Genomic DNA, 1,145 nt, shown 5'->3' with positions numbered 1-1,145 from the left:
GTTTTTTTCGTGTAAAGCGCTGTKAAATATAAAAAGAAAAGGAGGAAACAAAATGAACAAAATCATCACGCGCGAAGAAGCAATAGAAAAAATAACAGATGGCGCACGCATTATGGTAGGTGGATTTGGTCTTGTTGGAAGCCCGCTTAGTCTGATTGAAGCGATCGCCAAATCAAACCTTAAAGATTTAGAGATTATTAGTAATAACCTCGGTGAACCTKGAAAAGGATTAGGTGTATTGGTTCAAAAAAAACAAGTAAAAAAAGCCATAGGTTCTTATTTTACTTCCAACCCTGAAGTTGTACACGCTTATCAACAACAAGAACTCCAAGTGGAGCTCATCCCGCAAGGAACAATGTCCGAGGCTATTAGGGCAGGAGGAGCAGGCATCGGAGGATTTTATACGCCTGTGAGCGTAGGGACTCAGCTTGCGGAAGGAAAAGAAGAACGAGTATTAAAAGGAAAGAAATATGTTTTGCAAGAATCGCTGCACGCAGATGTAGCTCTAATAAAAGCTAAAAAAGCAGATCGACTCGGAAATCTTATTTACAGCAAATCAGCGAGAAACTTTAATCCAATGATGGCAACGGCTGCTGATATCGTGATTGCTGAAGTAGAAGAAGTGGTTGAAGTTGGGCAGATTTCTCCTGAAGAAATTGTAACTCCTCATTTATACGTTACTTATATCGTAATGAAAGGAGAACAATAAGATGAACGTCAAACAATATATTGCTGCGCGTGCTGCAAAAGAGCTTTGTCACGGAGATGTAGTGAACTTAGGAATCGGCATTCCTACTTTAGTTGCTAATTATATTTTACCCGATGTTCACGTGTTTTTACATTCAGAAAACGGGATTCTTGGCGTTGGCCCTACTCCTGAAGAAGGTTATATAGATCCAGAACTTGTGAATGCTGGAAAGCTGCCCGTCACGGTTTTGGAAGGTGCCTCATTTTTTAACAGCGCTGATTCCTTTGCCATGATACGGGGAGGCCATGTGAATGTATCGATTCTTGGAGTGCTTCAAGTAGATGAAGCAGGCCGAATTGCAAACTGGGCTGTTCCTGGGAAAAGTGTTCTTGGCGTAGGAGGAGCAATGGATTTATTAGAAGGCTCAAAAAAAGTTATTGTTACGACTCTTCATACG

Annotated in this window: 2 protein-coding genes; both read left to right on the top strand. The window is 41.0% G+C overall.

All coding sequences use genetic code 11. The features are described from left to right. Positions 1-52 precede the first annotated feature (52 nt). A complete protein-coding gene (locus AC1DRF_RS28955; RefSeq protein WP_477742432.1) occupies positions 53-709 on the top strand; it encodes a CoA transferase subunit A in 657 nt (218 codons plus the stop codon). A gap of 1 nt (position 710) precedes the next feature. After that, the coding region (locus tag AC1DRF_RS28950; protein WP_477742431.1) for a CoA-transferase at positions 711-1,145 on the top strand (435 nt) is incomplete at its 3' end.

Source organism: Priestia sp. P5_B4, from assembly GCF_056400385.1.
The sequence above is the reverse complement of the archived record's forward strand: the minus strand, read 5'-3'. Positions and strand labels throughout refer to the sequence as shown.